Genomic DNA, 24,153 nt, shown 5'->3' with positions numbered 1-24,153 from the left:
TCTTGTGTCTCTCTTTGTGAAAAAGGGAGTTTTTTCTTATTTTTCCTTAATTATTCTCTTTCCTGTTGTTTACCCAAAATTTGGATACTATAATGAATTTTGGAGAAAAGATGGGAGGATCAATATGGAGAAAAAATGGGGAAGTATACTTATAACATTGGTATTAGCTGTGTTTTTAGCAGCCTGTGGTAGTTCAAATGAAGCAGCAAAGGACAGTGACAACCAGTCTGATTCGTCTACTACGAATGGAGCAGAAACTGAGACAGATGATCAGAAAAAGGACTCAGAAGCGAAAGAAACAGAAGAAAATAATAAAGAAGATAAAAACAAAGATGCAGAGGTTTTTAGATCTTCTAGTGATGATGAGAAAAAATCAGTAGAACCAGCTGAAAATGTATTTGATTCCGATAAGGTATTTTATTATGATAATGACTCTGTCGAAATTACTCTTACGAATGCGTCTTTTGTCAAAGAATTTTCAACTTCCAATGCAGACCCGAATGATACTTGGGCAAGTCGTAGTACAAATACGGATTCCCAAATCTATTTTCATATAACAGGAACGATTAACAATGATACAACAGATATATTTCACTATGGTCACAAGCTGGCACCGGTAAAATTCTTTTTACTATATGATGGTAAACATGAGTTTGAAAGCTTAGCTGCAACCGAGGAAGAGAATGGTACAAAATTTGGTGGGGCTAGTGTAGATCCGTTAACGAAGGGGAATGTACATATTTATTTCCAAGTTCCGACACCGGTATCTGAAACCGATAAACCGTTAATTCTGAAAGTGCTCTTAGGTGAAGAAGAGTTTGAAATACCTATAAGATAATAAGAAAAGCTGAGCAAATGGTTTGCTTGGCTTTTTTGTATGCAAAGGATTATTCTTTTCAAGTCTTTCGAAATTTGGTAACATATTGGCAATACGTAAATCGGGGGAAGCGCTAATGAACAAAAAAATGGCGGGGCTTTCAATTGCAGCAGGTGCATCATTATGGGGGATTATCGGCTTATTTGTAAGCAATCTGTACGCAATTGGTTTTACGCCATTACAGGTTGTGGCAGTACGAGCAATTGCTGCTTCCATTTTTCTGATTACATATGCATTATTAAAAAACCCCCATGCCTTTAAAATCAAGATGTCCGACAGCAAATATTTTATTGGAACTGGAATCATTAGTATTGTCCTGTTTAACTGGTGCATGTTTGTGGCAATTGAGGAAACATCGATATCCGTTGCCGCCATACTGCTTTATACTGCACCTGCATTTGTCACGATTTTTGCAAGATTCCTATTTAAAGAGAAACTCACCATTCGAAAAATGTTGGCCCTTGCTGTAACCATAGTAGGCTGTGCGTTTGTAGTTGGAGTCTTTCCGAACTTTACAGGTACAATCTCCCTGTTCGGACTGATAGTAGGAATCGGTTCTGGTTTCTTTTACGCGCTATATAGCATTTTTGGCAAGTTTGCTCTTGAAAAATATGATTCTCTTACTGTCACGGTATATACGTTTATTTTTGCAGCAGTTGCCGTGACGCCGTTTAGCGGAATCTGGTCCTCGCTGAACTTGTTTGCAGATATTAAATCATGGATGTATATCATAGGACTTGGCTTTCTATCAACGATGCTGGCATTTATTCTATATACAAAAGGATTACAACATATTGAATCAAGTAGGGCTTCCATCATTGCAACCATTGAACCTGTCGTTGCTGCCATTATCGGTTTTTTTATCTTCCAGGAAACATTGCAAGCGTGGCAATATGTTGGGATTATCATGGTGATTGCCGCCGTAATCATCGTTCAAGAAAAGAGTGAAAGGCTTCCGAAAAAGTCTTTGGTTGAAAAAGAGACAACTCTATAATCGAGGTGAAAATAAATAAATGAAAATAGCCATTATACTTGTTATCGTGATTGGTATTATCGCACTGATCGGAACCATGCTAATAGCAGGGAAAGGCGATGCGAACTACCGTGAAAAAACGAAGAGAAACAGCATCAACCTAACCGTCATTTATGCAGTTGTCATACTGCTCTCTTTGATTGCAGTTGGAATCTATATAAAGATGTATGTGTGAAAATGAAGTGCTCAAACGGGCGCTTTTTTTGTTTTCAATAGGACGCACACCTTTCCCTCGCACACCCATAAATTGAATCTAGGGTGATTAACTATGCGAAAACAGAATCAAAAAGAATTTACTGCCTATCATCAAAAATATTTTCGTCCATCTTGTTTGAAAGCTTTAAATGTAAGATTTAATGATTGGAAATTTTACGATCCTTATTATGATAAAACGTATGATCAAATCCAGCTACCACGCGAATTAACGAAAACACCTGAGGATACACTAATCAACTATTTCAGTATACTACGGGAGGCCGCAACTCTAGGCGTGAGGGCTTGCGGTTCCATAGGCCATGGCGATCTTCCATTTCCGATTGCCTATAATTTTTTGTCCAAACAATACCAAGAAAAACTAAGCTTTGAAAAATATGTTGATTCGTTTGCAGGAATCGGACATACGAGTTTGCTAAAGCTTTGCCGAGTACCAGCTGGAGAGCGGGAAATTAAATTTTTTTATGAAATTGAAACAATAGAATTGCGGGAAGATCTGATGGTTGAGTACTTTGGCTATTCGTATGGATTCATCCAGCTTGAACACGAAAAGGATGGCTTTCGAATTTCCGAAGTGAGTAAGGTTAAAGAAGACTTTCTATGTGCGCCGTACCATGGCTGGAGCCATGATGGGGAATCGGTAGTAGACATTAAATTTGGGGAATGGTGCAAAATGATTCAACATAAGTACCCCACAATGAAAAATGGATACACAAAAAATATCTGTTTTCATGGTCATGATGGAGCGGATTATTGTATCGTTTTTTTTACATTAACAAATGGAACCGACGTAGAAATTGCACAATTTCGCAAAGTAGAGAATGGACTATGGACTCAGGTTCACATAAATCCAGAAGAAGAATGTTTACCTAAGAAGGAGAATGATCATAAATAAAATTAGAACTGTGCGTTAATCTGAGAAGAATTAACGCACTTTTATTGTTTTAAAACCAAAATTACAATAAAAATAAAACAAAAAACAATAATATTTTATTGTAAATCAATAAAAACTATGATAAATTAAATTGACAATAAATGAATGAGGTGCTTTTTATGAAAAGAAGTTCAACACTTTTTTTAAAACTAGCTGTTATTATAATGGGAATTCCCGTTTTGGCTCTGTGCCTATTTTTATTACCTAAGATAGCGAAGGTAGCATTTGGGGAAGCGACAGATGGTGCCACATTAGGGTATATGGTACTTGGCATTTTAACACTTATGTATATTTCGGCGGTACCGTTTTATATTGCATTGTTTCAAGCGTTTAAGCTTTTGAATTATATTGACAAGAACATAGCTTTCTCTGATTTATCTGTACATGCTCTTAAGAAAATTAGAAACTGTGCCATCACTATCAGTTGTCTGTATCTAGCTGCCTTACCATTCGTCTTTATCATCGCGGAATGGGACGACGCACCAGGTCTTGTCTTAATCGGAATGGTTGTTGTTGGGGCTTCAATGGTGATTGCAGTCTTTGCAGCGGTTCTAAAAAAACTTTTACAGGAAGCTATTCGTATAAAAACAGAAAATGATTTAACGGTCTGAGGTGAAAACATTGGCAATTATAATCAATATTGATGTGATGTTGGCAAAACGAAAAATGAGCGTAACAGAACTCTCAGAAAGAGTGGGTATCACAATGGCAAACCTTTCTATATTGAAAAATGGAAAGGCAAAAGCGATTCGGCTCTCCACATTAGAAGCCATCTGCAAAGCTTTAGACTGTCAACCAGGGGATTTACTAGAATACCGAAACGATGAATAATGGGACACTCAGGACTCACTACTCGTCACAATGGAGGAGAAAAACAATGTCAATGAAAATTCCATTTTTTAATCAAAAACAATTGAATACTTCACTACAGTATTCAGACCATGATACACCGGATCATGTGGCAATTGTAATGGATGGAAACGGACGCTGGGCTAAGAAGCGTGGCTTGCCCAGAGTGGCAGGACATAAAGAAGGGGTATCTACTGTTTTTAAAATTGTCAAGGCTGCGGCAAAATGTAATGTGAAGGTACTGACACTTTATACTTTTTCTACAGAAAACTGGAAACGTCCAAAATCTGAGGTTGAAACGATATTGAGACTTCCTAAGGAGTTTCTACATATTTATCTTCCTGACCTTATAGCAAATAATGTTCGAATTGAGGCAATTGGGGATATGGACAATCTTCCGTCCTATACCCGTGAAGCCATCCAATATGCAATCCAACGTACCCGAGACAATGACGGTCTTCAGCTAAATTTTGCGCTTAACTATGGAGGCAGAACTGAGATTTTGAACGCCATGAAAAAAATGTTCTTGGATATCAACGATGAAAAATTGTCGCTGGATGAATTGGATGAACAGCAGTTTTCAAGGTATCTGTATACAGACGGTTTGCCAGACCCAGACCTGCTGATTCGCACCGGTGGCGAAAAACGCCTGAGCAATTTTCTCCTTTGGCAACTCGCCTATACGGAGTTTTGGTTTTCTGATGTACTGTGGCCAGATTTCACCGAAAAGGAATTTCTTCAAGCACTTGAAGAATATCGGAATCGAAAGAGAAGATATGGCGGAATATAAGAAGTGAAGTATAGATTATCAAAATAATGAACAGGTTCGGTTGACTTAGACAACTTTTACTAAAGAAAACGCTTGAATATACAGCTTGCTTAAGTATTGAATTATTAAATACACTTATTTACGTAAGGACAAATATATTAAAGCAAGAATTTTCCCGAGTAAGCTCCGTCTCCTAGTAGACGGGGCTTTTTTATTATCTGAGGCAATCTTAACTCTCTAATTTTAATAGCTTGAGTAACTTGGGACTATGTTAGTTTTTTGAATTTTAACAATCAAAGTCTTGTGACCTAATGTTCGCTTCATTTTAATACACGTGTAGTGGAGGTTTATTCTGAAGCAGTTTTTGGCAGGTTCACCAAAAGACCTAACTTGTAATATAGGCATAATTATCTATTATTCTGGGTGAATTTATAGTATTTTGTTGAAATTTGTTGAAAAACCTCTACTTTCGTATTATGATAAAAATAGTTTATTTAAACTATTGACAAAAATTGAAAAAGGCAAACTTATCGAAAGGTAAGGACGCAAAGCTGCGGGTCTAAGGTTCTGATAACTATGATAGCCGAGTTGCCAAAAAGCTTGTGAATAAATATTTCGGTTATAAAAATAATCATGTAATCAAATTTATCCACCATCTTTTTGGTGGATTTTTTTATTTTAAAACAAATGAGCTTCTATAAATGGCTATTAAAAGGATCTTGATTAAAACGAAAGAAGGTTGAATTAAGATGAAGACGATCACTAAAGAACAAGTTTGTTTTAAGTGTAAAGAACCAAAACCAGTTAATGACTTTTATGATAAAGGAAATCGCTTTATGAATTGTTCAGAATGTCGAAGGGCTAGATACAATAGAAAAAAGTCGTTTGAAGTATTAATAAATAAAGAGAAGCAAACAAGACAATATGTTTAAGAGTAATCTTAAATTCATATCTAACGTCTGTAAATATAAATTAGTTGGGTAGTTAACTTAACAAGATATTGGCTGTTCAAGCTATAATTTTCATTTGAAAAGGGGATGTTTATCATGACCGTGTTATTTGGAACTGTTGAATATTTCGAAAAGGAAATAGTTGACCAAATGTCTACTGAAAAATTGCAGAATTTGACTATTAGTAATAGTTTAGAATTTGCCTATTCATCGGTAAAAAATGAAATTATGAATGTTTTTATATGTAGTGATATATTCCGGAAAGATTTATTGGTGAATATTGAAAAGGCATATGAAAAGGTTAGAAGTTCTATGGTGGGTGTTGATTGAAGTTTAGTACCAAAAATTTGATAGTATCGTTAATGTGAAAACTTTTACATAAGTAACGTGTAGTTTAGTTGAAAATACAATATTTAAAACGCAGCAGAAAGACTAGTGGAAAATCTAATCCTAGTCTTTTTATTTTGCTAAATTTTTATCATAGTAATGTTCATTTCTTATTTACTTTCAATATCTCATAAAGTATTATTATGTTATGCGATATATCGTGATGCGTAATAACGAGATACATAATAAATAAGGGACGCGGGGACAGGTTCCTTGTCCCAATGAAAGAAGGGATATGAGTATGGCGTACAATGGGGGACCGATGACGGAAGCGATGTATTATGTGCTACTAGCCTTAATGCACCCAAACCATGGATATCAGCTTATGCATGCAATTACAGATGTCTCAAAAGGTAGGGTGAAAATGGGTCCGGGGACACTCTACGGGGTGCTTTCAAGGATGCAAAAAGACGGTCTCATTTCATTAGCAGAAGATGACGGTAGAAGAAAGACTTATGAAATTACACCTGAGGGAGAACATGCATTAAGGGTAGAGTATGATCGACTCAAATCCATGATCCAAGATGGGAATATAGTAGAGGGTGGTGAGGGGAATGAATAAGACTGTTCGAAAAATCAGACCTAGTGATTATTGGCGAATCGGAGAACATGAAAGCTGGTTTCAAGACATGGCCGCACAAGGGCTACATCTTAAAAAAATGGGTAAATTTTTTGCACACTTTGATAAAGGCGAACCTAAAAAAATGAGGTACAGAATAGATGTATCGATGAAAAAGAAGATTTCACCAGAGCAAATTGAGATGTATACGGAAAGTGGCTGGGATTATGTGACAGGCTATCAATATTTTCAAGTATATTCATCACCTGAAGAGCTTGATGCACCAGAGATCCATACCGATCCTGCAGAGCAGTCTTTTACACTAACGGAACTAGACAAAAAATTAGCCTTAAATGCAGGTATCGTTGTTGTGGCATTCCTATTAATGCTTGGTATGTTGGCATCCATATGGTTTCTTGATGGAACGCCAATCTATGTAATGATTGACGGGGTAGCCATTCAACAAACGATTTTATCCATCTTCATTGCTTATTTGGCCTATACTTCCCTGCAAGCAGCTCTTGCGATTCGTGCCTTGAAAAAAGACCTGATTGAGGGAAAATCAATTAATCATCATGCCCCTTGGAAAAAGCGCCATCGATTAAATTCGATTATGGCCTTTATTTTTACTATCGTGGTTGGATTGAGCGCCATCATTCCATTTATGCAACTAGCGAAAATGGATACAAAAACATTGCCCGAGGGAAATACAGGCTTACCGATTGTCAGATTGGCGGATGTAGAACAGAATCCTGCATTGGTTCGTGGGGAATCTGAATATATGAATGACAATGTTGATTGGTCCAACCGATATACAATTAATTGGAGTCCGTTTGCACCGGTGCAATATGAAGCAGATGAAAATGGGAGAGTTCCGGGAAAAAGGTGGGAAGATGGAAGCGGTGAATATTCACCAAGTATCACATCAAGTTTTTATCAACTAAGTATCCCTTCAATGGCAGATAATTTTGTTGCGGATTTAATAGAATGGTATAGATATACCGATCCAGTTGAAAATTACGTCGAAACAAAGCATCCAAGCTTTGATCAGTTAATTGTTCATGAGGATCAGGAGTTTAAAGAAGTTTTCGCTTCCAAAGGAAAAAATGTCATTTTTGTTCGGTATAATGGCTATGCAGATATGGATTCGGTAGTAAAAGCCATTGAAAAGAAGATTACAGAATAATTCATTCAGATTCTATTAAACTATCGAGCTGTAGGTCAAAAAATTGAAGTCAAAAAGGTATAATTAACCAAAAATGGGCAAATCCTAATCAAGAATATTATGCTTGAGGTGATTTGTCGGTGTTTCAGAGTTTAGTGACTGGTTTTGATTTTGAGATGCCAGTGCTTCTATCCTGGGATGGTGCAATGGCTGTCGTTTTTTTCTTTACCATCTATTCGTTTTTGGGATGGCTCCTAGAGAACTGTTATAACTATGCTAGGAAACGAGTGTTTTTTAAGGACAACTTTTTCTTCGGGCCATTTAAGCCAATGTACGGACTTGCACCCCTTCTGCTCATCTTTTTAATAGGAAGAGATATGCATTGGTCCGTGGTGTTGTTACTATGTTTTCTAATTCCAACAATCGTAGAGTACTGCAGTGGCTTCCTTCTAGAGTGGTTTTTTGGCCGGAAATGGTGGGACTATTCAGGGCATAAGTGGCAGCTGCAGGGGCATATTTGTTTTTCCTATTCGGTTTGTTGGATTGCGCTATCGTTCGTGTGCTTAGCCTATGTTCAACCAGCACTTAAGGATTTTTATGAGGTTGTAGGAAGCTATTGGGCATGGATATGGCCAACTGTAGCACTCTATTTTCTTGGTGAACTCCTGTTTGCGATTAGAAGGCATATACCAGAAAATATACGTGCTGGAAATCCAATTCAATAAGGCATATTTCAGACCAAATCATCCTTGATTTGGTCATTATTATAAAAAATATTTGAAAATATACCACTAGAAGAAAACTATAAGGAATAACAATATAACGCTTAGTTTAACTAGGCGTTTTTTATTTATATGTTTTTTAGGTCTTTTGGTTGACAAGATCCTTTTTTTAATATAACATTTATCTTGAAGTTAAGATAAATACTTCTGAGATAAAATAATTAAAGGTATTTTTAAAAAATATCCTTTAATATAAAAAAGGAGAGACATCATGGGTTTATTAGATAAACTTTTTGGTAACCAACAAAAGGAGGAAGAAGTAATGTCAAACGAAAAATTAAACATTGGTATTATTTTAGGTAGTACTCGTGAAGGACGCGTAAGTCCTCAAGTAGGAGCATGGGTAAAGGAAATCGCTGATAAGCGTGGAGATGCTAACTACGAAATCGTAGACATCGCAGACTTCAAATTACCATTCTTAGGTGAAGCAGATGCACCTGGAATTGCTGCTTGGAACGAAAAACTAGCTAATCTTGATGGATTCGTATTCATCGTTCAAGAATATAACCACTCTATCACTGGAGCATTGAAAAATGCGTTAGACCTAGCTCGTGAAGCTTGGAACAACAAAGCTGCTGGTATCGTAAGTTACGGTTCAACTGGTGGTGCACGTGCTGCTGAACACCTACGTGGAATCATGGGTGAATTAATGATCGCGGACGTTCGTACACATCCAACACTTTCATTATTCACTGACTTCGAAAACGGTTCTGAGTTCAAACCTCAAGATCTACACTTAGACAACGTAAACTTAATGTTAGACCAAGTAGTAGCTTGGAGCGGAGCATTAAAAACAGTTCGCTAATAACGAAATAAACAGGATGAGCCTTTAATTGGCCATCCTGTTTTTATGTGAACTTATAAATTACTTTAAAACAAGTGAGTACTGGATAGATGGTTTACCTAGTTCGTAATCTCCTGGAAATATCCAAGTGAGTACCAATAGATGGTTTATCTGGTTCGTAGTCTCCTAGAAGTATCCAATTACGAACCGGTAAACAGCGTTATCTAGCTCGCGATCTCCTAGAAGTATCCAACTGCGAACCCGCAAACAGCCTTATCTAGTCCGTAGTCTCCTAGAAGTATCCAATTACGAACCGGTAAACAGCGTTATCTAGCTCGCGATCTCCTAGAAGTATCCAACTGCGAACTCGCAAAAAGCCTTATCTAGTCCGTAATCACCTAAGAATATCCAAGTGCAAACTCGGAAACAGCGTTATCTAGCCCGCAATCACCTAAAAATATCCAAGTGCGCACCAGCAAACCGCGTTAACTAGTCTAACATTCCCTAAAAATATCCATCCGAGAACTAGATAAATATCCCCAATCCCTTCTACACATGTGCTCGCCGCGCAAAATCGACAAACCGGAATTTGTCCGGGCGGTGGCGGGACTCGGTGTATTGAAACAAACTAGCATTATCTAAATATACATAGTTTTTAATGACTACAACATTATGAAAACCATCCAAATCAAGAAGCTCTAGGTCTTCTTCCGTTGGCTCCACAACCGTAATTTCTTTCTTTGCAAAGCTAATGGTTAGCTCCAATTCGTTTTCCAAATAGGCATAAATCGAATCCTCACAAATCTCCTTGGTGAGCTCTGGGACGTATTTACGTGAAATAAAATCCTTGTCCAAAATAATTTTCTCTCCGCCCATTTCTCTTGTGCGAACGACCTTCCATATTTGTTCCTTACTAGAAAGCTGAAGCTGCTGCTTAATGAACGTATCTGGCTTACCAACCGTTAACTCATGCACAATTGTCTTCGGCTTATCCCCCATCTTCTCTGCAAGCTCTTTAAAACTCACAAGCCCGGAAACAGGAAAATCAAACTTATTCACATCAATGACAATTGAACCTTTGCCCTTCATCTTTTGAATATACCCATTTTGCGAAAGAAGGTTAAGCGCTTTTCTGATTGTTTCGCGAGAGGTATTGTACGTGTCTTTTAGCTCATTTTCAGAAGGTAAAAGACTATTCATCTTAATGTTACCGTTTTTAATTTCTTCAACTATATCGCTATAGATTGTTAGATACTTGTTATTCATAAAGAATCTCCAATCCTGTATATATATTTATACCTATTTTACCGCATTAACGCAAAAAAGGGGAGGGGAATTTTCCCCTCCCACCAGTATTATTTTTTACCAAATGAAATTTTACCAACATTCGCTTTTGCGAAGATCACAGTTAAGATAAATGGAATAACGATCGCAACAAGCATCGCTATCGCAAACATGAACCAGTGTCCAGCCTGGATAGATAAAATACCTGGAAGTCCACCAACCCCGATGGAGTTAGCCATAACGCCGCTACCCACTGAGATAATCGCAGCAATCATGGAACCAAGCATTGCAGCTAGGAATGGGAAGCCGTATTTTAAGTTAATACCAAACATTGCAGGCTCTGTTACTCCAAGATAACAAGAAATACATGCTGGGATGGAAACTTGCTTTTCTTCTTCATTCTTACGATTAATATAAATCATCGCTAGTACGGCAGAACCTTGGGCAATATTGGATAATGCAATCATTGGCCATAAGTTTGTTCCGCCAAACTCACTCATCAATTGAAGGTCAATCGCATTTGTCATATGGTGTAAACCAGTGATAACAAGTGGTGCATAAGCAAATCCAAAGATAGCCGCAAATAACCAGCCAAAAGCTGAAGTTAAGCTAGTGTACACAACGTCAGAAATCCAAGAACCAATTGTCCAACCGATTGGTCCAAGAACGATATGAGCAATTAAAACAGTTGGAATTAGTGCAAAAAATGGAACAATGATCATTGATATCGCATTTGGTGAAATTTTACGTAACCAACGCTCTAAATAAACAAGTACAAAACCAGCCATAATAGCTGGGATAACCTGTGCTTGATACCCAATCATTTCAACCTGTGCAAAACCAAAATCCCAGACTGGAATATCTTCTGCGCCAGCAACTCCATATGCGTTTAACAATTGTGGGGATACTAGCGTAATCCCTAGGACAATCCCGAGAACTTGTGAGGTTCCCATCTTCCGTGTAATGGACCAAGTGATTGCCACCGGTAGGAAGTGGAAGACAGCTTCACCGATTAACCAAAGGAATGCATGCACTCCTGCCCAAAACTGTGAAACCTCAACGATTGTTTTTGTACCGTCATCAAGTAATTTAATGTCCCCAATGACATTTCGGAAACCTAAAATCAGACCCCCAACAACAAGGGCTGGAATGAGCGGTGTGAAAATATCCGCTAAATGCCCCATCATACGTTGAAGCCAGTTCATATTTTGCTTTGCAGCAACCTTTGCTTCTTCCTTGCTTGTGCCATCAACACCAGCGTGTTTTACGAATTCATTATAAAAAGAAGCAACTTCATTACCAACAATGACTTGGAATTGACCGGCTTGTGTGAAAGTCCCTTTTACTAGCCCAATCTCTTCGATTTTTTCTATGTCGGCGTCTTTCGGATCGTTTAAAACGAAGCGCATTCTCGTTGCGCAATGTGTTACTGCTGCGATATTTTCTTTACCACCAATGTGGTCAAGCAATTCCTTCGCAGGATCAGTATACTTACTCATTGTTATTTCCCCCTTACTTCACAAGATGTCGAATCTTGTATATACATGTCGTGATTACGTTTTCAGTTTAACCTGTATATACAAGTGTGTCAATTGTTTTATCTTATAATTTTTAGCTTCTTCGAATAAAGGATTTTTATGCCAAAACAGCTTAAGTATAACTTCCCATACGTCGCAAAAAATAACCAAGAAATCAAAATGGGAATGGAGTGTAAAAATGAAGGCTGTTACGTATCAAAACCCATATAAAGTTGAAGTCAAGGAAGTCGAGGATCCCAAAATCGTCAAAAAGGACGATGTCATTGTGCGTATTACATCAACTGCGATTTGCGGATCGGATCTTCACTTATATCAAGGGAATTTTCCACTCCCAGATGGCTATGTGATTGGACACGAGCCGATGGGGATTGTCGAAGAAGTAGGTCCTGAAGTCACTCATGTCAAAAAAGGCGATCGCGTGGTTATACCTTTTACGGTTGCTTGTGGCAAATGCTACTATTGTGAACATGAACTAGAAAGCCAATGTGACAATGCAAATCCACATTATGATTCAGGTGGATACTTTGGCTATTCAGAAAAATTTGGTGACCACCCAGGAGGTCAAGCAGAATACTTGAGAGTTCCATTCGGAAACTTTACTCCTTTTAAAATACCTGAGTCGTGTGAATTAGATGACGAAGCCTTGCTTTTCCTAAGTGATGTCCTTCCAACCGCTTATTGGAGCGTAGTAAATGCTGGTGTAAAGGAAGGAGACACAGTGATTGTCCTAGGATGTGGTCCGGTCGGTTTGATGGCGCAAAAATTTGCCTGGATGAAAGGAGCAAAACGGGTCATCGCAGTTGACTATATTGGCTATCGATTAGACCATGCGAAAGCGACAAATAAAGTAGAAATTTTTGATTTTACAAAGAATGATGATATGGGCGAGCATTTAAAGGAAATTACGAGCGGTGGGGCTGATGTTGTCATTGATTGTGTGGGTATGGATGGAAAAAAATCTCCGCTTGAGTTCATTGAGCAAAAACTAAAGCTACAAGGAGGAACACTTGGCCCCATTCAAATTTCGACAAAGGCTGTTCGAAAAGGCGGTACGGTTCATCTCACAGGTGTATATGGTGCAAATTATAACATGTTCCCACTCGGTGCTTTTTTCTCCCGCAACATCACCTTAAAAATGGGACAAGCACCTGTTGTCCATTTCATGCCAGAGCTCTATAAAAAAATTGTCGACAAAGAATTCGACCCAACTGATATCATCACTCATAAGCTATCCCTAGATGAAGCAAGTCATGGCTACAAAATCTTTAACGGTCGCGACGATAATTGCATAAAGGTAGTTTTAAAACCATAAAGGACACTTTCGACAAGTATTTCACTTGTCGATTTTTTCTTGATACGCCTTCCTGTTAATTTTAGTAAAATGGATGTAGTAAGGGATAGACCGGAGGGGAAAAGTGAATGTGGTACTATTGGTTCACGCTTATTTTTTGTTTGTCCATTGTTCTTATGGCCGTTATTATCATACCTTGGATAATCATAGTTTTAGGAATTGAAACCATACGTGAGAGAATAAAAAAACCTAGGACAAAGAAAAGCGAAAAAGGTAAGCCATTTGAGAATTTTAATGCTATTATGCAATTAACTGGAGCACTCCTTGTTTTTGCCCTTGTCGCCACCTTTTTGGGATATATGAGTGTTCCATATCTACACGATTTTCCACATGTCATTCAAAGAGAATATTCTTCCGAAGAAGGATATATTGATGATGTATATGATCCAGGAAAAAGCTGGGATAACGAAGTTGAGGTTAATGGAGAATTGTTTTACTCAACTAAAATAAAAGAAATACATGAAGGACGTTTTATGACGTTTGAGTATTTACCGAATTCAAAGTTAATAGTTTCGTATAAATTATGGGAGTGAAGGTGATGTTTCGTTTGAAAAGGTGGAGTTTGGCTTTGATTTTATTGTGTGTCCTTTTATTAGTAGCCTGTGCCCCAAAAAGCGGAAAGAAGAATGTGGAGATTACATTAGAAGATTTAGAGCATGAATATATGGAAGAATTTGAGTTTATTGAAGTAGTTGGAGTGAATGATGAAGGGTATGATGTCCTTTTAGTAGCTCCTAAGTCAAATCCTGATATACAATTTCATGCATACCTTTATCAAGGGGAAGCGGGAGGACTACCGGTAATAGGAATGAATAATAATTATATGGATGTTGCGTTTCTTTATTATGCATCAGAACTATATGAAGAGCATTTTGGAATCTTGATTGATAAGGAAAAGGCAATAAATGATTATTATTCTTTTCTCGAGAAAAACCAATTTTCTGATATTCGGGACTTCAATGAGTATTTAGAAACAACCAATTTTGTGATTAAAGATGTAAATGAAGAAAATATGAAAGAGATGTCTGAAAAAATGGCAGGAGCTCTATTGGATTTTTTGGAAATCCATCCATTTAGTATGAGGAAAATTGACGGTGGTAGTGCTTATGATGTGTTTCGGACGGAGCTTCCTTATGAGTTTACAGGAGAGAAATTTAATGAAGGTAATTTGTATAACTCAATATCTACCGGATCGGTTGTAAATGAGGTAAACCCTCAGCAAGCAGTTTACGAAGTGCTTCTTTGGCATAAGGAACAAAAAGAGAAACTACGGAAGAATAAAAGTGAGTAGCGTGTACTGATCTTTTCTGTATTTTGAGAGTGGTTACTCAAAACAACATGGGGGTCTAGTTCATGATAGGAGGTAATCTCAGTGGATAAAATGAATCTAAAACTGGCGATTCAGTTACGTCACGAATTACATATGCATCCCGAATTGTCCTATCAAGAGGTTTGGACGAAACATCATTTAATGGACTTCCTAAAAAAATATACAACACACTTAGACATCATCGATAAGGGGAACTACTTTTATGCGAAGTATACGGCCGGGGTCGATAAACCCACGCTTGCATTTAGAGCGGATTTTGATGCCCTTCCCATTCTTGAAACCATCGACCTTCCATGGAAGTCTACTGTTCCGGGGGTTTCTCATAAATGTGGCCATGATGGACATTCTGCTACTCTAGCTGGATTTGCGCTTGAAGTAGACCAGAAGGGAGCCGATAAAAATATTATTTTCCTCTTCCAACATGCAGAGGAGACAGGCCAAGGAGCCATTGAATGCACAGAAGTAATAATAGAAGAAAAAATCAATGAAATTTTTGGCTATCATAACATGTCAGGAATAGAGTACAATGCGGTGCATGTGATTGATGGTACAGCCCATTGTGCCTCTAAAGGGATGTCCATCGAAATGAAGGGTTCACCGGCACATGCTAGTCAACCGGAGAATGGAATTAATCCCTCCTTTGCAATTGCTAGAATCATAGAGGCTTTACCAGAGCTTACGTCTCCAGAACAGTACGAAGGTCTGGTTCTTTGCACGGTTGTTCATGTTGAGATTGGTGCGGAAAATTACGGGATTGCAGCCCATCAAGGTGTCCTGCGACTTACCATCCGTGCTGAAAAAGAAGCAGAATTAAATATGCTTCAAAAAAACATCGAAGACATTGCATTACAACTAGGGAAAGAGCAAAGCATTGAGGTTCATTTTTACGATCGGGATGAATTTCCGGAAACCGTCAATCATCAGGAATCGGTTGATAAAGTGCGCGAAGTGGCGGCCGACAAAGGATTTTCATTACGTGAACTAACCTCACCATACCGTGCATCAGAAGACTATGGCTACTATTTAAAACTTGTACCAGGTGCTTATTTCTATATTGGAAACGGTGAAGAGCATCCGCCCATCCACACCTTTGAATATGATTTCCGCGATGAAATCATTGAAACTGGGGTAGAAATGTTTAAAGGACTCGTGGGGATGGAGTAATAGAACCTTTTCCAAGGCCTATCCCCATGAAAAAGGCATTAACTTTCGGAAGCTAATGCCTCAGGGGAATTGCTATTAGCCGCCGGTGAAATTATAGTTTCTTTAAATCGGCATTTAATTTCCTAGCTTGATGTTTGAAGTAAAGATAAAAGGCGGTCCAAAAGATTGCATAGACAATTACGGCGATGATGAGTGTTAATAAAACTCCTTTAAGTGTAAACGGAATCCATCCAATCGTAAGCGCCAAAATTAGGTAAAGGATTAGAACAGTTAAAAAGTGAAGAATCGTTTGCTGGTAAAGATTCAATTGTCTAATTTCAAAGTACGAAGGAGCGACTGTAAAAAACCATCCGCAAAGAATCGAACCGATGGAGTTCTTGAAAAACAAACTCCCTTCTATCGTTTCGATACCACCAAACAGGTATATTAAATTGGTGCTAACCACCGCAACAAAGCTACCGAAGAAAATCCCTAACAAACTACGAAATATTATTTTTTTCATTCTCATTTCCTCCTATTTAATTTTAATGCGGATTTTATGGCCGGGACATAGGTGCGGGATACATATTCCTTTTTTCCGGATTTGAAGTATACACAGAGTGTTCCATTGAATGAGGCTTCAAAACGGCTTAATTCATGCAAATTGGCAATCACCGATTTAGACAGACGGATAAATTTAGAAGAAGGAAGCAAAGCCTCGAGTTCATATAACTTTTCTTTTATAACAAAAGAATCTGTCCCTGTTACGGCGACAACCTGTTCGTTTTCAGTATGAAAATAGTGAATGTCTGCTGGTGTTAGAATATGCTGCATTTCACCCTTTCTTCCAATGATAAACGGGTGCTCTCTTTTGTGAATAAAATCAATTAGCTCCTTAATGTTTTCATCTAAATTAGGGGATTCGATGGTAATCTTTGCTTCTTTAAACGCTTTATCAATATTTAGGAATAGCTTCAAATTTTTAGACACCTCATTTCAGATATAAAAGATAATCGTTCCGACTTTCGATAACCTTTTTTTCATTGCCCTTGTATTGTTTTTCTATTTCCATTGTACTGGGAATACCCTTTTATGTCTGGATAATTCCGGTAAGTGGCAGATAATTGAGGGTAAGATGCTGAAAGAAACCAGTCACATTACTTGATGCCTCTCTTTTTTTAAGTAGCTTCCTAGAAGGGAAATGTTTCAACCTTGTAGAATCTCTAGAGAAAAGGGGTGTTTTTTTATGAAGAAAATATTACTCGTCATTTATGATTCTTTTTCAGAGTTTGAGATAACCGTGGCCACCGCCATGCTAAGAGGGACAACTGAAATCGTAACAGTTGCAGATTCGCTCAAAACAGTCACTGGTGAATCAGGGCTTCAATTTGCACCTCACTTGATGTTTCAACAGGTGGATGCAACAGAGTATGAGGGCATTATTATCCCAGGAGGAGACCTAATCAATGTAAAAGATGTGAAGGAACTGTACGATTTAACGAAAACCCTAAACGACCATCATAAACTAACTGCGGCTATTTGCAGTGGTACATATGTGCTAGCAAGAGCGGGAGTACTTGAAGACAAACCATATACAGTCACCCTCCATCAGGAGCAGCGAAATTTTTTAGGCTGTTTTGAAGAGGAGAATTTTCGTTATGAACCAGTAGTAGCGACTGGAAATGTGATCACCGCACAGGGTCATGCCTATGTTGACTTTGCACTTTCCATCGCTGAAAAGCTTGGAGCACTGACCCATCCCGATTTTACGAAAGAATTTTATAAGGGAGAACGGAATCGATTGATGGAAGAAGGGGTGAAATGAGCGGCTATGGACAATATCAAAGTTCAAAAATAAACTTGTTTATCATATTGTTCCCACCGCTATATCTCATTCACGACATCGAAGAAATTTTTACTGTGGAGCCATTTCTAATCGAGCATTTAGATGTCATTCCGTTCCATGTTACTACGCTAGAGTTTGCAGTTGCTTTTTCGTTGTTATGGATTATTGCCTCGATTGGGTGTTATCAAGCATTTCGAGAAAGGCGTTTCCTAGGAATGAAACCAGTAACGTATCTTTCGTTTTTAGTTCCAGGAATCATTTTGGCAAATGCAATCGGGCATGTCCTGCAATTTTTGTATTTCAAGGATTATGTGCCCGGAGTGATCACTTCAATTTTGATTCTAATACCGTATTCATTTGTAACAGCAAGATTTTTGATTATTAATGGAAAAGTAACGGTAAAAAAACTAGTAACCTATTTTCTAATTGGGTTTGTGGTACAAGGTCCGCTTGCCTTATTGGCACATATCTTCTCTTCCATTATAGTAGAATAAGAGATAGAAAGGGGGAACAGCCATGACAATCGAAATCAAGAATTTTTCAATTGGGCTACCTAAAAAAATGACGTACGGAAAAAATGAGGAAATAATAACCGCGATTCGTAAACAAGCTGTGGAAGAGGCATTTTTAACAAAAGACGGATTCCGTGGAGATGGAGTTGCCGATTTAAAGCATCATGGTGGTCCTGATCGTGCTGTTTGTGTATATCCATTTGAACATTATTCACAGTGGGAAAGTGAATTTTTAGTTCAGTTTCCGCTTCCAACTTTCGGGGAAAACTTAACCCTCACGAATATGGAAGAGAAAGATGTGTGTATCGGCGACATTTATCAGATTGGGGACGCAGTTATCCAAATCACCCAAGGCCGTATTCCATGCAGCACCATTACAAAAAGAACAAACAACCCATATCTTCTAAAAATGATGGTCCAAACAGGATTTACTGGCTATTTGGCACGTGTTTTAAAAGAAGGAACGGTACGAAAGGACTCCACCATTTCTCTAATAGAGAGAAACTCTAAGCATGTCTCTATTCTGGAAGCGAATGAGATTTATTATAAGAAGCCAAGAGATATTGAGGGGATTCAAAAGATTTTGGGAGTTGAAGAATTGGCAGATGAGTGGAAAGAAATGTTGCATGAGCGGTTAACTCGATTAGAAGCGAGCCACTAATTTTTTGAAACCTTTTGTGAGAAAATTCGTAAAAGGGATAACAAGTTCATTCGGGGAGTTGATAGGATGAAAAACATTTACTGTGACAGATGTTCCGCAGAAATCACGGATAAAAGCAATCTTGTTATCACAACGTATTTCCTCAGTGTCAGGGCTTATCATGATCGGTGTTATTCCAAATCGTTAAAAGGCTGGGAAACGGTGTTTGGCGGAAATGAGCCAATAAACGGAACTTCCGGAAACGTTAAAGCAATTCTTGGATTTGTTTTGGCTATGATTCTATTTCTAACAAGTAGTTTATATTCGCTTATAGGTATTGTTGCCCTATACCTTCCGCTAATGCGGTTGTATGCTTGGTACAATATTGAACGACATCTAGAATAGTGTATGGGGGAGTTAATCCTGAGAGGATTAGCGCTCTTTTCGAGGGGGAAGTTTGATGAAGTACAAAAAGACAATCATCCTTATAGGGGGCGTTATTCTTTTATTTTTTCTATTGAAAAAGGATTTGTGGGAGAAGAATGAAGATTTGCTTCAGGAGAACGTCCTTAAGATTGGAAAATCCGTTGAAACAATTGAATTAACCGAAGTCACGCCGTTTGAATGGGATACGGTTTATTCTTTTAGTCCATATACCCCAAGGGAAGAAATCTATGAAACTGTCGGGTACAAATGGGACCGCATTCAAGAAACCGTGAATGAGGGAATGAATCAAATCGTGTTTCTTCAGGATGGAAAAGTAGTTTGCTATGTTTATGGATACCCGACTAACAACGGGTATGGAATTTATTACTCAGGGGACATTACCTCGGGGGGAGCAACGGTTTTAAATAGTAGCGAAGAACTGAAGTTTCAGGTAAAGCGGGAAGATGATGTTGTTTATTTAATAAAAGAGTAATAGTTATGTAGTGAAGACCCAAACCAGGAGATTAGTCAGGTGAAAAGGTCATCATAAAGTCGATGAAGACCCGAACGAGTTGCTGGGTCTGAGGATAAGGTCTTCATAAGGTCGATGAAAACCCATCCGAGCAGCCTGGTCCGTGGAAAAGGTCTTCATAAGGTCGATGAAAACCCATCCGAGCAGCCTGGTCCGTGGAAAAGGTCTTCATAAGGTCGATGAAAACCCAAACGAACAGCCTGGTCCGTGGAAAAGGTCTTCATAGCTTGAATGAACACCCAAACAAGCCACCAAGTCTATGGAAAAGTCCTTCATCCTCAAAAAACAATCTTGAAAAAGGTGCCCACATGCGAAGATTGATAGAATCCCTTTTATTTTCACCTACATATTTAAATAAAAAGAAACTTCACGCCCAACTAACCGGAAAAACAATCGTCATCACTGGTGCGAGTTCAGGAATCGGCAAGGAAGTAGCTTATCATTTAGCTGGCATCCAGTGTCATCTAATCCTAGTCGCGAGAAGAGGCGAGTTGCTCGAAACCATTAAACATAAAATCGAAAAGCAAACAACCAAGGTGAGTATCGTCCAAGCGGATCTTAGAAAAGATGTTGAGCTTAACAACTTTCTAGCCATTTTACAAAATCAACCAACTATAGATATCTTCATCAATAACGCCGGTCTCTCCATAAGACGCTCTATCTATGAATCTCTGGATCGATATCACGATTTTACTAGAACAATGGCGATTAACTACTTTGCCCCCGTAAAAATAATGTTATCCATTATTCCGGCCCTACAAAAAAGCCAAGGACAGATTATCAATGTATCGACTATTAACACAAGATTAGCACCAGTGCCATATTTCGCGGCCTATCAGGCATCAAAATCAGCATTTGATGTGTGGTTAAGATCGGTTGCACCTGAATTGAACAAAGTTGCTATTACTTCTATTTACTTACCATTAGTCCGGACACCCATGATTGAACCAACAAAAGGGTATCGCAATACGCCCGCAATGTCGTCACATGATGCTGCTAAAATCATCTGTAAATCAATGTACACTCGAAAGAAAAAGTATCAACCGTGGTGGCTTATTTTTGGACAACTGGTCTCCATTTTCCTTACGAATTTAAGAGATTTTTCAAAGAAGGGAAAGCAAAATGATTAAACTTTTTTATGTGTTATATAAAATAAAACTGCTTTCTCCAATAGGATTATACCGTTTATTCACATCAGTCATTACATGCGGTATCAATTTGATGACACTCTTACATTTTGCAGAAAAGAAATACTCCAACAGGATTGCACTCGTGGACGACCATGAAACACTCACCTACAAGCAGCTCCTAGACCAATCAACGAAACTTGCTCAGTCTCTAGTAGAAAAAGCCGACCTTCAAGTTGGACAGAAAGTCGGTATTTTATGTAAAAACCATACCTCACTCGTAAAAACAATTTTTGCTGTGTCTAGAGTGGGTGCAGACCTCTATCTATTAAACACGGAAATCAGCAAACAGCAATTCAACGCTTTTGCAGAGCGACACAATTTCGACCTCATCATTTATGATGCTGAATTGGGTCACATTATTGATAACTATTTCAAACAAAAAATACTAAGCTATCATCCTAACTTACAAGCTATCAGTAACTTTCTAAACTCAAATACAATCCAAGTAGCCTTGTCACGTACCACTAAAGGAAAAATCGTACTGCAAACCAGTGGTACAACGGGAATGTCTAAGGATGCGGCACATCAACCGTCACTTTTTCATTATTTACATCCATTTGTGGCATTTATTAAGCGATTGCGGATTTTGGATTACCACAATGCGTTCATTGCAACACCAATTTATCATGGATATGGGATTGCTGTTCTACTGTTATTCATACCGTTAGGAAAAAAGGTAGTCATCACCAGCGGGTTCAATGCGAAAATAGCCTGTGAAATCATACACGATCAACAAATAGAGGTCGTCACCGTTGTCCCGTTAATGCTCCAAAAAGTGCTGCAAACGAACCATGAACATTTAAAATCGCTCAAATGTATTGCATCAGGTGGTGCAAAGCTGCCAACAAAGCTTATTGATGAGACGTTTCAAAAACTAGGTCCAATCCTATACAATTTGTACGGCACCTCAGAATCAGGCTTGAACTTCATCGCCACCCCGCAGGACTTAATGTATTCGGCGAAAACCATCGGTAAAAAGATAGATGGGCTCAAAATTAGAATCTTGGATTCCAACAAATCTGAAGTTCCAAGGGGTACAATCGGTCAACTCCATATTAAAAATGATTGGTCCATTCGAAAGGACATTTGGGTTGGAACTGGAGATGCAGGTTATCGTGACGAAAATGGTTATTATTTTTTGTGTGGAAGAATGGACGAAATGGTCATTTCAGGCGGGGAAAATGTTTACCCAGTTGAAGTTGAACAAGTCCTCATCCAGCACCCTTACATTCTCGATGTTGCGATTATTGGAATCGATGATGAGCAATTTGGCCAACGCTTGAAAGCAATTGTCGTTCCAGAAAAAAATGCATACCTAACAGAAGGAGAATTACGAGAGTGGCTCCGCCCTAGGTTAGCAAGATTTCAGCTCCCAAAAGAAATCTCAATAGTTGACCATCTCCCCTATACACCTCTAGGAAAACTTGACAAAAAACAACTAGAAATAGACAAATAAAAGACTTTTTAGAAATGATATGCTAGCTGTTGTGTTGTAGTTAATAGTAAAGGAATTTGGCACGTTAATGTCGAATTCTTACAGATATTGTAACTAAAGATTACGCTTATGGGAGGATATATAAAAATGAAAACGCTATTTCGATATAACTGGCAGGTTAGAGATGATTGGTTTACATGGTGCGAAGATGTACCTGAAGAGGAATTACGTAAGAAACGGGTTGGTGGGGTCGGTAGTATCCTGCACACCCTATTTCATATCGCGGAGGTAGAACGAAGTTGGATTCACCTTTTGAGAACACAACGAGATCCAGGAGAACCACCATTTGAGGATTACGCTAGCTTGGAAAAAGTGAAAGCTCTATCCAACCAGTTTCATAAAGAAATTGAACCGTTTATTATGTCTTGGTCAAATGAAATGGACTCAGAACCCGTTACCATTACCTATCCTAATGGCCAAAGTGAAACGTTTAAACAAGGGGAAATTATGCGGCATGTCATAGCTCACGAAATACACCACATTGGTCAGTTGTCTGTGTGGGCGAGAGAACTTGGACGGGAACCGGTGACAGCAAATGTAATTTCCAGAGGGCTATTCGAATAATAGCACTGGTCTCTCAAGGAAGAGGAAGAGTTCAAAATGAGGTGAGTGAGATAAAAAAAGTATTAATGTTATTTGCGTTTTTAATAGTGATGACTGGATGCCAAAATAAAGAAGTTTCCACAGATTTTAAGAAAGTTGAGAGATTAGTAGAAGAAATCCAAATCTTGAAAGATGAAGCCATGGAAACAGAAAAGGAGCTAGAGGCATTACGGGATATTGAAAGACAATACAAGTACCAATTCACAAACACCCCATACATTAACATGAATACCTCTTTCTTTTTTTATAATTTACAGAACGAAAACGTGGAATGGTTGAATGAACATACCTCTGATGAACTCCGTTTCGAAAAAAAGAATGGTGAAATTTATGCGATAACACAAAGTTATGAAAGAAAAGTCACCTATAATACGGATAATCAGACCTTAGAAAGTTGGTATATCGAAGGAATTTCATTTGAACCAATGGATAATAGAGCTGAAGTAACAATTCGTCCACATTATAGTGGGGAAAGTGATGCGGTTCTGGAAGCTAGATACTTCAATTTAACCTTCGTAAAGATGAAGAAAGATTGGTATCTCCATGATATAGCCTTGTAATGGATATCATTCTTTTAGAAGTAATCTCAGGGAGGCAATGTATGAGTGAAAAACGAATAACAATCTTTATCTCCGCTCTCGTTTTACTTTTTTTTTCAACACTACTATTATCAAAACCTTCTCCTCAGGAATTTAATGAGTGGTTAGCGAGTAAACATGATATAGAGTGTGTTGGAGATGATTGTGTACTTAAAAATTCGAAGCAAACTGTAGTTGATCGAACGATTAACGATTATATTTTACTAAATAAGATGGGGGTTATATTGGAAGATGAGGAAGGACGTAGAACTCTAATTGAAGGTTTAGGGACCTTTGGAACATTTACCACATTTACATATAATCCAGGATATAGTCCAATTATTGATCTATACAAAAAATAATATAAGCAAAAGTGCGTCCCT

Annotated in this window: 30 protein-coding genes and 1 riboswitch; of the genes, 26 read left to right on the top strand and 4 right to left on the bottom strand. The window is 38.2% G+C overall.

Annotation, left to right across the window (positions count from 1 at the left end; genetic code table 11):
- Nucleotides 1-124 precede the first annotated feature (124 nt).
- The 12 genes from DZB84_RS15605 (at nt 125) to DZB84_RS15545 (ending at nt 9,323) form a co-directional block, all read left to right on the top strand.
- A complete protein-coding gene (locus DZB84_RS15605) occupies nt 125-838 on the top strand; it encodes a hypothetical protein (protein WP_116353195.1) in 714 nt (237 codons plus the stop codon).
- A gap of 115 nt (nt 839-953) precedes the next feature.
- Entirely contained in the window at nt 954-1,871 is a 918-nt protein-coding gene (locus DZB84_RS15600) for a DMT family transporter (RefSeq protein WP_116353194.1), read from the top strand.
- Nucleotides 1,872-1,890: 19 nt separating this feature from the next.
- Entirely contained in the window at nt 1,891-2,085 is a 195-nt protein-coding gene (locus DZB84_RS15595) for a hypothetical protein (protein ID WP_116353193.1), read from the top strand.
- A gap of 93 nt (nt 2,086-2,178) precedes the next feature.
- Nucleotides 2,179-3,018 (top strand): hypothetical protein, encoded by an 840-nt coding sequence (locus DZB84_RS15590; RefSeq protein WP_116353192.1) that lies wholly within the window; start codon nt 2,179-2,181, stop codon nt 3,016-3,018.
- A 158-nt stretch (nt 3,019-3,176) separates the two neighbouring features.
- A complete protein-coding gene (locus DZB84_RS15585) occupies nt 3,177-3,668 on the top strand; it encodes a DUF2975 domain-containing protein (RefSeq protein ID WP_116353191.1) in 492 nt (163 codons plus the stop codon).
- Nucleotides 3,669-3,678: 10 nt separating this feature from the next.
- Nucleotides 3,679-3,888: a helix-turn-helix domain-containing protein gene (locus tag DZB84_RS15580; protein ID WP_116353190.1), complete on the top strand. Its 210-nt coding sequence runs from the start codon at nt 3,679-3,681 to the stop codon at nt 3,886-3,888.
- Between the two features lie 46 nt (nt 3,889-3,934).
- A complete protein-coding gene (gene uppS / locus DZB84_RS15575) occupies nt 3,935-4,696 on the top strand; it encodes an undecaprenyl pyrophosphate synthase (RefSeq protein ID WP_116353189.1) in 762 nt (253 codons plus the stop codon).
- A 489-nt stretch (nt 4,697-5,185) separates the two neighbouring features.
- A riboswitch (cyclic di-GMP riboswitch) is annotated at nt 5,186-5,271 on the top strand.
- A gap of 450 nt (nt 5,272-5,721) precedes the next feature.
- On the top strand, nt 5,722-5,955 hold the full coding sequence (locus tag DZB84_RS15565) for a hypothetical protein (RefSeq protein WP_116353187.1): 234 nt from the start codon (nt 5,722-5,724) through the stop codon (nt 5,953-5,955).
- A 298-nt stretch (nt 5,956-6,253) separates the two neighbouring features.
- Entirely contained in the window at nt 6,254-6,574 is a 321-nt protein-coding gene (locus DZB84_RS15560; RefSeq protein ID WP_116353186.1) for a PadR family transcriptional regulator, read from the top strand.
- Complete coding sequence (locus tag DZB84_RS15555) at nt 6,567-7,757, top strand: DUF2812 domain-containing protein (protein ID WP_116353185.1); 1,191 nt, start codon at nt 6,567-6,569, stop codon at nt 7,755-7,757. Before DZB84_RS15560 ends, DZB84_RS15555 begins: the two co-directional genes overlap by 8 nt.
- Before the next feature lie 119 nt (nt 7,758-7,876).
- Nucleotides 7,877-8,461, top strand: a complete 585-nt coding sequence (locus tag DZB84_RS15550) for a putative ABC transporter permease (protein WP_116353184.1) — start codon at nt 7,877-7,879, stop codon at nt 8,459-8,461.
- A gap of 268 nt (nt 8,462-8,729) precedes the next feature.
- Entirely contained in the window at nt 8,730-9,323 is a 594-nt protein-coding gene (locus tag DZB84_RS15545; RefSeq protein WP_116353183.1) for an NADPH-dependent FMN reductase, read from the top strand.
- 528 nt (nt 9,324-9,851) lie between these two features.
- Here DZB84_RS15545 and treR read toward each other — a convergent pair.
- The gene (gene treR, locus DZB84_RS15540) at nt 9,852-10,568 is read right to left on the bottom strand and encodes a trehalose operon repressor (RefSeq protein WP_116353182.1); all 717 of its coding nucleotides are present in this window, start codon (nt 10,566-10,568) and stop codon (nt 9,852-9,854) included.
- Nucleotides 10,569-10,657: 89 nt separating this feature from the next.
- Nucleotides 10,658-12,085, bottom strand: a complete 1,428-nt coding sequence (treP, locus tag DZB84_RS15535; RefSeq protein WP_116353181.1) for a PTS system trehalose-specific EIIBC component — start codon at nt 12,083-12,085, stop codon at nt 10,658-10,660.
- A 217-nt stretch (nt 12,086-12,302) separates the two neighbouring features.
- Between treP and DZB84_RS15530 the strand changes: the two genes are divergently transcribed.
- The 4 genes from DZB84_RS15530 to DZB84_RS15515 all read left to right on the top strand — a co-directional run bounded on the left by DZB84_RS15530 (nt 12,303) and on the right by DZB84_RS15515 (nt 15,969).
- Complete coding sequence (locus tag DZB84_RS15530) at nt 12,303-13,436, top strand: zinc-dependent alcohol dehydrogenase (RefSeq protein ID WP_116353180.1); 1,134 nt, start codon at nt 12,303-12,305, stop codon at nt 13,434-13,436.
- Nucleotides 13,437-13,543: 107 nt separating this feature from the next.
- Nucleotides 13,544-14,008: a hypothetical protein gene (locus DZB84_RS15525; RefSeq protein WP_116353179.1), complete on the top strand. Its 465-nt coding sequence runs from the start codon at nt 13,544-13,546 to the stop codon at nt 14,006-14,008.
- A 5-nt stretch (nt 14,009-14,013) separates the two neighbouring features.
- Nucleotides 14,014-14,766: a hypothetical protein gene (locus DZB84_RS15520; protein WP_142759844.1), complete on the top strand. Its 753-nt coding sequence runs from the start codon at nt 14,014-14,016 to the stop codon at nt 14,764-14,766.
- A 90-nt stretch (nt 14,767-14,856) separates the two neighbouring features.
- Nucleotides 14,857-15,969 carry a M20 metallopeptidase family protein gene (locus DZB84_RS15515; RefSeq protein ID WP_223254473.1) on the top strand — a complete coding sequence of 371 codons (1,113 nt, stop codon included), beginning with the start codon at nt 14,857-14,859 and terminating at the stop codon, nt 15,967-15,969.
- A gap of 91 nt (nt 15,970-16,060) precedes the next feature.
- Here DZB84_RS15515 and DZB84_RS15510 read toward each other — a convergent pair whose 3' ends face one another.
- Together DZB84_RS15510 and DZB84_RS15505 are read right to left on the bottom strand one after the other, a co-directional pair.
- Entirely contained in the window at nt 16,061-16,471 is a 411-nt protein-coding gene (locus tag DZB84_RS15510) for a DUF3021 domain-containing protein (protein WP_116353176.1), read from the bottom strand.
- A gap of 2 nt (nt 16,472-16,473) precedes the next feature.
- Complete coding sequence (locus DZB84_RS15505; protein ID WP_116353175.1) at nt 16,474-16,926, bottom strand: LytTR family DNA-binding domain-containing protein; 453 nt, start codon at nt 16,924-16,926, stop codon at nt 16,474-16,476.
- Nucleotides 16,927-17,194: 268 nt separating this feature from the next.
- Between DZB84_RS15505 and DZB84_RS15500 the strand changes: the two genes are divergently transcribed.
- The 10 genes from DZB84_RS15500 to DZB84_RS15455 all read left to right on the top strand — a co-directional run bounded on the left by DZB84_RS15500 (nt 17,195) and on the right by DZB84_RS15455 (nt 24,132).
- On the top strand, nt 17,195-17,773 hold the full coding sequence (locus DZB84_RS15500) for a DJ-1/PfpI family protein (protein ID WP_116353174.1): 579 nt from the start codon (nt 17,195-17,197) through the stop codon (nt 17,771-17,773).
- Nucleotides 17,770-18,288 (top strand): HXXEE domain-containing protein, encoded by a 519-nt coding sequence (locus DZB84_RS15495; RefSeq protein WP_116353173.1) that lies wholly within the window; start codon nt 17,770-17,772, stop codon nt 18,286-18,288. The genes DZB84_RS15500 and DZB84_RS15495 overlap by 4 nt, the downstream gene beginning before the upstream one ends.
- 22 nt (nt 18,289-18,310) lie before the next feature.
- Nucleotides 18,311-18,967: an MOSC domain-containing protein gene (locus tag DZB84_RS15490; protein WP_116353172.1), complete on the top strand. Its 657-nt coding sequence runs from the start codon at nt 18,311-18,313 to the stop codon at nt 18,965-18,967.
- Between the two features lie 66 nt (nt 18,968-19,033).
- A complete protein-coding gene (locus DZB84_RS15485) occupies nt 19,034-19,351 on the top strand; it encodes a hypothetical protein (RefSeq protein WP_116353171.1) in 318 nt (105 codons plus the stop codon).
- Between the two features lie 55 nt (nt 19,352-19,406).
- Nucleotides 19,407-19,865: a hypothetical protein gene (locus DZB84_RS15480; protein WP_116353170.1), complete on the top strand. Its 459-nt coding sequence runs from the start codon at nt 19,407-19,409 to the stop codon at nt 19,863-19,865.
- Nucleotides 19,866-20,212: 347 nt separating this feature from the next.
- On the top strand, nt 20,213-21,034 hold the full coding sequence (locus tag DZB84_RS15475) for an SDR family NAD(P)-dependent oxidoreductase (RefSeq protein ID WP_116353284.1): 822 nt from the start codon (nt 20,213-20,215) through the stop codon (nt 21,032-21,034).
- Entirely contained in the window at nt 21,027-22,550 is a 1,524-nt protein-coding gene (locus tag DZB84_RS15470; RefSeq protein ID WP_116353169.1) for an AMP-binding protein, read from the top strand. The genes DZB84_RS15475 and DZB84_RS15470 overlap by 8 nt, the downstream gene beginning before the upstream one ends.
- Nucleotides 22,551-22,676: 126 nt before the next feature.
- Nucleotides 22,677-23,153, top strand: coding sequence for a DinB family protein (locus DZB84_RS15465; protein WP_116353168.1), 477 nt, complete (start codon nt 22,677-22,679; stop codon nt 23,151-23,153).
- 41 nt (nt 23,154-23,194) lie between these two features.
- Nucleotides 23,195-23,752 (top strand): hypothetical protein, encoded by a 558-nt coding sequence (locus tag DZB84_RS15460; protein ID WP_116353167.1) that lies wholly within the window; start codon nt 23,195-23,197, stop codon nt 23,750-23,752.
- A gap of 41 nt (nt 23,753-23,793) precedes the next feature.
- Nucleotides 23,794-24,132 carry a hypothetical protein gene (locus tag DZB84_RS15455; protein ID WP_116353166.1) on the top strand — a complete coding sequence of 113 codons (339 nt, stop codon included), beginning with the start codon at nt 23,794-23,796 and terminating at the stop codon, nt 24,130-24,132.
- The last annotated feature ends 21 nt before the right edge of the window (nt 24,133-24,153 follow it).

The sequence above is a fragment of the Bacillus sp. HNG genome (assembly GCF_003400205.1).
In the GTDB taxonomy this organism is placed as follows: Bacteria; Bacillota; Bacilli; order Bacillales; family Bacillaceae_L; genus Ferdinandcohnia.
This window is presented reverse-complemented; position numbering and strand designations above follow the sequence as displayed.